The following is an 813-nucleotide window of genomic DNA, read 5'->3' as shown; positions in this document are numbered from 1 at the left end:
GGTCCCATCGGTGGCACTGACGGTGTAAATTTCGGTGACGCTTTCACCTTCGTCTAAATATTGCACCGCGTTGTTGTCGACCGTGTAGGTCCAGTCGCCATCGGTGTCAATGACTAAACTGCCGAGCGCCGCTGCATTGGTCGAGCCTGTCGGTGTGAACACCCCGTTCGGGTTGAATTCCGGATTGTCATTGGCGTCCACGTCAGTGATAGTCAAGCTGCCTTCGCTGACCAAGGTGTCGGCCAGTGTCACGTCCACGTCTTCGGTGACGCTGCCTTCATCGCTGTCGCCTTCGCCCACAGTGATCTCCGACGGATCTTCTGCGCCGTTAATGGTGATGGTGACTACATGCTCGGTCCCATCGGTGGCACTGACGGTGTAAATTTCGGTGACACTTTCGCCCTCGTCCAGATATTGCACTGCGTTGTTGTCGACCGTGTAGGTCCAGTCGCCATCAGCGTCAATCACTAAGCTGCCGAGCGCGGCGGCATTGGTCGAGCCTATCGGTGTGAACACCCCGTTCGGGTTGAACTCAGGGTTGTCATTGGCGTCCACATCGGTGATGGTTAAGCTGCCTTCACTGACCAAGGTGTCGGCCAGTGTCACGTCCACGTCTTCGGTGACGCTGCCTTCATCGCTGTCCCCTTCACCCACAGTGATGTCGGACGGATCTTCTGCGCCGTTAATGGTGATGGTGACCACGTGCTCAGTCCCATCGGTGGCACTGACGGTGTAAATTTCGGTGACGCTTTCACCTTCGTCTAAATATTGCACCGCGTTGTTGTCGACCGTGTAGGTCCAGTCGCCATCGGC

1 protein-coding gene is annotated in these 813 nt (G+C 56.7%); it reads right to left on the bottom strand.

The annotated features are described in order from the left end of the window. A partial coding sequence (locus F0249_RS20060) for a VCBS domain-containing protein (RefSeq protein WP_216599679.1) occupies positions 1-813 on the bottom strand: 813 nt, incomplete at both ends.

Origin of the sequence: Vibrio sp. 03-59-1, from assembly GCF_013114135.1 — a bacterium.
In the GTDB taxonomy this organism is placed as follows: domain Bacteria; phylum Pseudomonadota; class Gammaproteobacteria; order Enterobacterales; family Vibrionaceae; genus Vibrio; species Vibrio cortegadensis.
Note: the sequence above shows the minus strand (reverse complement) of the source record. Positions and strands in the feature narration are given on the sequence as shown.